Below are 7,616 nucleotides of genomic sequence, written 5' to 3'. Positions count from 1 at the left end.
CGCCGCGCACGCTGCGCCAGATGGCGCTGGACGCGATCGACCAGACCGGCTTCTTCCCGGAGAACTGCCGCGCGCGGCTGCGCGACATGATCGCGAACCGGCCCGACTGGAGCATCTCGCGCCAGCGCAGTTGGGGCGTGCCGCTGCCCTTCTTCCTGCACAAGGACACGGGCGAACTGCACCCGCGCACGATGGAGATCCTCGACCAGGCGGCCGACATCGTCGAGAACGGCGGCATCGAGGCCTGGAGCCGCGTCACCGCCGAGCAGATTCTCGGCACCGAGGACGCGAAGCACTACACCAAGAGCAGCGACATCCTCGAGGTCTGGTTCGACTCCGGCTCGACCTTCTGGCACGTGCTGCGCGGCCAGCATCCAGGCGGCTTCCACGAGCAGGGCCCCGAGGCCGACCTCTATCTCGAAGGCCATGACCAGCACCGCGGCTGGTTCCACTCGTCGCTGCTGCTCGCCTGCGCGCTGTTCGACCGTGCGCCGTATCGCGGCCTGCTCACCCACGGCTTCACCGTGGACAGCCAGGGCCGCAAGATGAGCAAGTCGCTCGGCAACGGCATCGAGCCGCAGAAGGTGAGTTCGACGCTGGGCGCCGAGATCATCCGCCTGTGGGTGGCCGCGTCCGACTATTCGGGCGACATCGCCGGCGACGACAAGATCCTCGCGCGCGTGGTCGACGCCTACCGGCGCATCCGCAACACGCTGCGCTTCCTGCTGGCCAACACCAGCGACTTCGATCCCGCGAAGGACGCGGTGCCGGCCGCGCAGCTGTTCGAGATCGACCGCTGGGCGTTGTCGCGCGCCGCGCAGTTCCAGGCCGAGGTGCTGTCGCACTACGAGGTCTACGAGTTCCACCCGGTGGTGGCCAAGCTGCAGGTGTTCTGCTCGGAAGACCTCGGCGCCTTCTACCTCGACGTGCTGAAGGACCGCCTCTACACCACCGCGCCGAACTCGCTCGCGCGCCGCTCGGCGCAGACCGCGCTGTGGCAGATCACCCACGCGATGCTGCGCTGGATGGCGCCGTTCCTGAGCTTCACCGCCGAGGAGGCGTGGAAGGTGCTGGCACCAGGCGCATCGCCGTCGATCTTCACCGAGACCTACTGGAAGTTCGATCCCAGCGATGACGCGCTGCTGGCCAAGTGGGCGCGCATCCGCGAGATCCGCGACCTGGCCAACAAGGAGATCGAGGCGGTGCGCACCGACGGCAAGGTGGGCTCGTCGCTGCAGGCCAACCTGCGCATCACCGCGCCCGCGGCAGACCATGCGCTGCTCGCCTCGCTGGGTGACGACCTGCGCTTCGTGACCATCACCTCGGCGGTGACGCTGGCACTCGGTGAGGAACTCGCCGTGCAGGTCACGCCGTCGGCCGCGGCCAAGTGCGAGCGCTGCTGGCACTGGCGCGACGACGTCGGCCACGATCCGGCGCACCCGACGATCTGCGGCCGCTGCACCAGCAACCTGCACGGCGCCGGCGAAGCGCGCTCGGTGGCCTGAACATGGCCTGGCAGAAGTCCTCCGGCGGATCCTCGCTGCTGCCCTGGCTGGGCATCGCGCTGGCCATCATCCTGCTCGACCAGTTCACGAAGACGCTGATCCTCGGCTACTTCCAGCTCGGCGACAGCCGCACCGTCACCTCGTTCTTCAACGTCGTGCGCGTGCACAACACCGGAGCGGCCTTCTCCTTCCTCGCCGGCGCCTCGGGCTGGCAGCGCTGGTTCTTCATCGGCCTGGGGTTCGCCGCGGCGGCGTTCATCGTCTGGATGCTGCGCAGCCACGGCGGCCAGCGCATGTTCTCCTGGGCGCTCTCGCTGATCCTCGGCGGCGCGCTCGGTAACGTGGTCGACCGCATGCTGCACGGCTACGTGGTCGACTTCATCCAGGTGCACTACGGCGGCTGGTACTTCCCGTCGTTCAACATCGCCGACAGCGCGATCACCGTCGGCGCCGCGCTGCTGATCCTCGACGAGATCCTGCGCGTGCGGCGCAGCTAGCGGAGTACGCTCGCGCCATGCTGATCGAGACCCTCGGCGCGGCGCGCGACCTGGGCCGGCTCAACGAGATCGCCGGCGTCTTCATCCGCCACGGCTTCGGCGATGCCGTGCGCCGTCTCGGCCTGGCCGACGCGCTGGAGAAGGCCGGCCACGTGCTGCGGCGCGACCACGCGGCCGACCTCGCGCGGCTGGATCCGCCGGTGCAGGTGCGCCTCGCCCTGGAGGAGCTCGGCCCCACCTTCGTCAAGCTCGGCCAGATCCTCGCCGGCCGCGCCGACCTGTTCGGTCCCGACTGGATCGCCGAGTTCTCTCGCCTGCACAGCCAGGTGCCTGCCGTGCCGCTGGACGACCTGCGCGCCCAGCTGCGCGATGACCTGGGCGACGAACCCGAGGCAGTGTTCGAACGCTTCGATGCCGAGCCGCTGGCCGCGGCGTCGATCGCGCAGGTGCACCGTGCACGGCTGAAGAGCGGCGAGGAGGTGGTGGTGAAGATCCGCCGCCCGGGCATTCGCGAGATCGTCGAGGCCGACCTGCGCCTGCTCGACCGCCTGGCCGCGATGGCCGAGACCGAGGTGCCGGCGCTGCAGCCCTACCGGCCGCGGCAGCTGGTGCGCGAGCTGTCGCGATCGCTGCAGCGCGAGATGGACCTCGCCGCCGAATGCCACAACGCCGAGCGCATCAACGCCAACATGGCGGTGTTCCCGCACGTGCTGATTCCGCGTGTGCACTGGCAGCACACGAAGGAACGCGTCAACGTGCAGGAGTTCGTCGAAGGGATTCCCGGCAGCGACCTCGACCGCGTCAGTGCCGAGGGGCTGGACCGCGTGCTGCTCGCCCGCCGCGGCGCGCAGGCGGTGCTGAAGATGATCGTCGAGGACGGCTTCTTCCACGCCGACCCGCACCCGGGCAACGTCTTCTACCTGAGCGGCAACCGGCTGGCCTTCATCGACTTCGGCATGGTCGGCCGGCTCACCGCGCGGCGCCGCGAGGAATTGCTGGCGCTGCTGCTCGGCCTAGTGCAGCGCGAGCCGCAGGCGGTGGCCGACGTGCTGCTCGACTGGACCGGCGATGGCCACGGCGCCAACCTCGAGCTGCTCGAGGGCGAGATCGAGGCCTTCGTCGACCAGTACCACGGCACGCCGCTGGCCGAACTGCACCTCGGCCAGATGCTGGCCGACGTGACCACCATCCTGCGCGAGCATCGCCTCGCCCTGCCCTCCGACCTGGCGCTGCTGATCAAGGCCTTCATCTCGCTGGAGGGCATGGGACGGGGCCTCGATCCGGGCTTCCACATGGCCAGCGAGGCGCTGCCGATGCTGCGCCAGGTGCTGCGCGCCCGCTACAAGCCGCGGGCGATCGGCCAGCGCGCCTGGGCCACGCTGCGAGACGCCTTCGCGATGGCCGAGCGGCTGCCGCACGATCTCTCCCGCGCGCTGCGCAACATCCGCCGAGGCCGAATGCAGCTGCACATCGACCTCGCGCACCTCAGGCGCGTGGGCGACCAGCTCGACCGCGCGGCCAACCGCCTCGCGCTGGCGCTGGTAATCTCGGCGCTGATCATCGGCTCGTCGATCGTGATGACGGTCGGCGGCGGGCCGACCCTGTTCGGCCTGCCGGCCTTCGGCTTCCTCGGCTACTGCGGCGCCGCCATCGGTGGCCTGTGGCTGGTGCGCTCGATCTGGCGCAGCACGCGCCATCGCGACGACGACTGACCCCCGCCGGCATAGGGCAGGCCCGCTTGCGCGGGTCGCGCCGGCGCGGCTCAATGCGCGCCATGGAAGACACCTCCGCGGAGCGTCCCGGCTCCACCATCCTCGACCTGCCGCTGCGCCAGCTGCGCGCCGACGACCCGCTGCGCTGGCTGCGCCTGGGCTGGGCCGATTTCGTGCGTGCCCCCGGCATCGGCGTCTTCTACGGCGCCTGCTTCGCGGTGATGGGCTGGATCCTGCTGTGGACCTACAGCCACGCCCCCGCCTGGGTGCTGGCGCTGTCGGCGGGCTTCCTGCTGATGGGCCCGTTCCTGTGCCTCGGGCTGTACGACGCCAGCCGCAAGCTCGAGCGCGGCGAGCAGCCTGCCCTGGTCGATTCGCTGCTGGCCTGGCGGTCGCGCACCGGCACGATGGCGATCTTCGGCGGTGTGCTGCTGATCCTCGAGATGCTCTGGGGCCGCGCCTCGCTGATCGTGTTCGCGGTCAGCTTCGATGGCATGCCCGACTTCAAGGGCTCGCTGCTGGCGCTGCTCGACCCCGAGAACCTCGGCTTCATCGTGGCCTACCTCGCCGTCGGCGCGGTGTTCGCCGGGCTGATCTTCGCCATCAGCGTCGTGTCGATCCCGATGATCCTCGACCGCTCGGTCGATGCGGTGAGTGCCGGCCTCACCAGCCTGCGGCTGTGCCTGACGCAGCCCTGGGTGATGCTGATCTGGGGTGGCTCGATCACGCTGCTGGTGGTTCTGGCCATGCTGCCCGGCTTCGTCGGGCTGCTGGTGGTCGGCCCGGTGGTCGGCCATGCGTCCTGGCATGCTTACCGCGGCGCGGTCGGCGACGCGCCTGGCGAGACGACGGCGTAACACCGCTCGCCAACTGCATCACGCTTCCGTAGAATACGTGTTGTTACAAACACGACGGAGACGAAGATGAACGACCACCTGCCCGTGCGTGCCTACAAGGAATCCCGGATCGAGGACGAGCCCATCCTCGGCGCGGTGCTCGCGTTGCCCGATGGGCGCATCCAGCCGCTGACCTGGCTGGAGCGTGTGCTGGTCAAGCTGCGCCTGACCGATGCCAAGGCGCTCGAGGCGCGCTACTGGAAGCCGGCAAACGCCTGAGCACGTCGAACGGGATCAGTCGACCCTGACGGTCACCACCACCCGCCGGTTCTGCGCGCGGCCTTCGGCCGTGGCGTTGTCGGCCACCGGCTTGGCGAAGCCCAGGCCGCGCCGTTCGATGGCGGCATCGCTCAGGCCTGCGCCCACCAGATGCTGGGCCACCGATTCGGCCCGGCGCAGCGACAGCTGCTCGTTGTGACGGGCCGATCCGACGTTGTCGGTGTGGCCTTCCACCAGCACGCCGTCGATGCCCACCCGTGCGAGTGCCTGCGCGACCTTCGCCACCGCGTCGCGACCTTCCGTCGAGAGATCGTCGACGTCGGTCTCGAACAGCAGCCTCACGCCGAGGTTGAGCTCCCAGGCGCTGTCCGCCGGCACGAAGCCGACTTCCTGCAGCGCGGCCACCTTCTGCTCGCGCGTGGGCGCCGGCGGCGCCGCGGGCGGCGCCGACTGGCACGCGGCCAGCAGCAGCATCGGGGCCATGGACAGGAGCAGGCGGCGGCGTGGGGCGGCGAGTTTCATCTCGTTCTCCTCGTTCGGCTAGGCGGCCAGCGGCCGCGGCAGGTCGTCCGTGCGGCGTTCGAAATGTCCGACCGAACCCGGCGAGCGCGCCTTGGCGCGGTACATCGCCGCATCGGCCGCGGCCATCCACTGCTCCATGTCGCCGCCGGCATCGGGCAGCAAGGCCACGCCGATGCTGGCGCTGGCCTCGATGCGACCGTAGGCAGGGCTGTCGATCGGTTCGCGGATCGCGTGAGCGATCTTCTGGGCGATGCGTTGCGCGTCCTCATCGCTGCGGATGGGCGTGAGCAGCACGGCGAACTCGTCGCCCCCCAGGCGGGCCACGAAGTCGCCGTCGCGCAGCTGCGCGCGGATGCGCCGCGCCACCTGCACCAGCAGTTCGTCGCCGGCGGCGTGGCCGAGCGCGTCGTTGACGTCCTTGAAGCGGTCGCAATCCAGGAACAGCAGCGCGGCCGAATCGCCGCCCTCGGCGGCCGACTGCACGATGCGCATGGCCCGATCGAGGAAGCTGGCGCGGTTGGGCAGGCCCGTGAGGTTGTCGTGGAAGGCGAGGTAGGACAGCGATTCGTTGGCGTGGCGCAGCCGTTCCTGCTTGGCCACCAGCCGCGCCTCGCGGCTCTCGATCTCGGCCAGCAGTGCGTTGAAGTCCTCGCCGAGCTCGTGGATCTCGCGCACCGCCGCAGCCGGCGCCCGCGTGGCCAGGGCGCGCTCGACGCGCGCCGTGCGCGTCAGCGCGGCCAGCCGGTTCAGCGGCAGCACGATGTCGTTCTCGATGCGGCGCGACAGGCGCGCCACCAGCCAGGCATTGGCGGCCGTGCACAGCGCGATGGCGGCCAGCACCTTGAGCAGGTACAGCAGCGAGGCGACGCCGCGGCCCTGCACCCTCACCTCGCCGAGGCGCCGCCCCTGGCTGGCGATCTCGGCGTGCGCCTCCTGGGCGAACAGCAGCGCGGCCACTTCCGTGGCCATGGTTTCCAGCGCCGATCCGGCCGAGGCTTCGTAGCGGGCCAGCGTTCGCCCGTTCACATCGACGATGAGCGCCTCGCGCAGTTCCTCCTTCGCTGCCACCTGGACCAGCGCCTCCTGGGCTGAGGCGGCGTCACCGAACACTGCAGCCGCCTCGGCCGTGTAGGAAATCGAGCGCGCCACCAGCGTCAGGTTCTGCTCGACCTGGCCGCGCAGCGTGACGAAAGACACCACGGTGAGCACGATGGCCGCAGCCACCAGCGCCGCCAGCGCCAGCCGCAGGTGGGCCGCGCGCAGCGTCTCGAGCAGCGGCTGGCGCAGGCTCATGATCGCGCTCCCCGTGCGATCCGCAGTACCAGCGGGTTCACGCGCAGCCCGCTGCGGGCGATGGCGTCGAGATTGGCGCCGAAGCGCGTGGAGCCCTCGTCGGGCTCGAGGCAGAACATGCCGCCGTCGCTGCAGAAGTCGGCGCCTTCGCCAAGCAGCAGCACCGGCTGGCCGGCCAGGGCGCGCAGGGTCTCGCGGGCCGCGGCGGCGCCGGAGTCGGCCACGTAGACCGCGTCGCAGGCCACGCGCATCTGCGCCGGGCTGGCCAGTGCCTGTACCGCCACGCGCCGCTGCGGCGAGCCGAGGTCGGTCGTTGCGCTCAGCAGTTCATCGACGGCCGGTCCGCGGCCCAGGGTGCACAGGCGCAGCGCGCTGCCTTCGGTCGGCCAGCGCGTGTAAGCCAGGATGCCGGCCACGACGGTGGCGACGCTGGCGCGCGGCGCCGCAGACGCGGCCGGGGTCGTCTGCGCCGCACTGCCCAGCGCACACGCGGCCAGGCCCAGAGCGAGCAGGCAGCGCGAAGTGGCCAACGTGAGGGGATGACCCATCCCGCCAGTATCCCGAAGCGCCTGCGCTTCGGCGATCACTTTATGGGCGGACTGCCCAGAACTCCCGTGTCAAATGTCGCGCTGCAGCAAGAAGCCGCTCAGGGCAGCAGCACGCTGCAGCCCGTGGTCTTGCGCGCTTCCAGGTCGCGATGCGCCTGCGCCGCATCCTTCAGGGCGTAGCGCTGGTCGATGCGGATCTTCACCGCGCCGCTCTTGACCATTGCGAACAGGTCGTGGGCCATCGCCTGGGTCGACTCGCGCGTGGCGATGTGGGTGAACAGCGTCGGCCGTGTCACGTAGCGAGCCCTTGGCGGCCAGCATGCCCATGTCGATCGGCGGCACCTTGCCCGAGGCATTGCCGAAGTTCGCCGCCAGGCCGAAGGGCCGCAGGCAGTCGAACGAGCGCACGAAGGTGTCGGCGCCC

8 protein-coding genes and 1 pseudogene are annotated in these 7,616 nt (G+C 70.5%); 5 read left to right on the top strand and 4 right to left on the bottom strand.

Going from position 1 to position 7,616, the window contains the following annotated elements:
- The 5 genes from AB7U92_RS17760 to AB7U92_RS17740 form a co-directional block, all read left to right on the top strand.
- The coding region (locus AB7U92_RS17760; RefSeq protein WP_428579852.1) for a class I tRNA ligase family protein at window positions 1-1,505 on the top strand (1,505 nt) is incomplete at its 5' end.
- A gap of 2 nt (window positions 1,506-1,507) precedes the next feature.
- The gene (lspA, locus tag AB7U92_RS17755; RefSeq protein ID WP_428579849.1) at window positions 1,508-2,002 is read left to right on the top strand and encodes a signal peptidase II; all 495 of its coding nucleotides are present in this window, start codon (window positions 1,508-1,510) and stop codon (window positions 2,000-2,002) included.
- Window positions 2,003-2,019: 17 nt separating this feature from the next.
- On the top strand, window positions 2,020-3,714 hold the full coding sequence (locus AB7U92_RS17750) for an ABC1 kinase family protein (RefSeq protein ID WP_428579846.1): 1,695 nt from the start codon (window positions 2,020-2,022) through the stop codon (window positions 3,712-3,714).
- 62 nt (window positions 3,715-3,776) lie between these two features.
- A complete protein-coding gene (locus AB7U92_RS17745; protein ID WP_428579843.1) occupies window positions 3,777-4,571 on the top strand; it encodes a DUF2189 domain-containing protein in 795 nt (264 codons plus the stop codon).
- Between the two features lie 66 nt (window positions 4,572-4,637).
- Entirely contained in the window at window positions 4,638-4,829 is a 192-nt protein-coding gene (locus AB7U92_RS17740) for a hypothetical protein (protein ID WP_428579840.1), read from the top strand.
- A 15-nt stretch (window positions 4,830-4,844) separates the two neighbouring features.
- On the opposite strand, the gene AB7U92_RS17735 is transcribed toward AB7U92_RS17740, so the two are convergent.
- The 4 genes and pseudogenes from AB7U92_RS17735 to AB7U92_RS17720 form a co-directional block, all read right to left on the bottom strand.
- The gene (locus AB7U92_RS17735; protein ID WP_428579837.1) at window positions 4,845-5,351 is read right to left on the bottom strand and encodes an OmpA family protein; all 507 of its coding nucleotides are present in this window, start codon (window positions 5,349-5,351) and stop codon (window positions 4,845-4,847) included.
- An 18-nt stretch (window positions 5,352-5,369) separates the two neighbouring features.
- Window positions 5,370-6,644 carry a diguanylate cyclase domain-containing protein gene (locus AB7U92_RS17730; protein ID WP_428579834.1) on the bottom strand — a complete coding sequence of 425 codons (1,275 nt, stop codon included), beginning with the start codon at window positions 6,642-6,644 and terminating at the stop codon, window positions 5,370-5,372.
- Window positions 6,641-7,192, bottom strand: a complete 552-nt coding sequence (locus AB7U92_RS17725; RefSeq protein WP_428579832.1) for a YfiR family protein — start codon at window positions 7,190-7,192, stop codon at window positions 6,641-6,643. Before AB7U92_RS17725 ends, AB7U92_RS17730 begins: the two co-directional genes overlap by 4 nt.
- A 98-nt stretch (window positions 7,193-7,290) precedes the next feature.
- A pseudogene (locus AB7U92_RS17720) lies at window positions 7,291-7,616 on the bottom strand (zinc-binding dehydrogenase); the annotation flags it as partial.

The organism is Piscinibacter sp., assembly GCF_050175855.1.
GTDB lineage: Bacteria > Pseudomonadota > Gammaproteobacteria > Burkholderiales > Burkholderiaceae_C > Piscinibacter.
The sequence above is the reverse complement of the archived record's forward strand: the minus strand, read 5'-3'. Positions and strand labels throughout refer to the sequence as shown.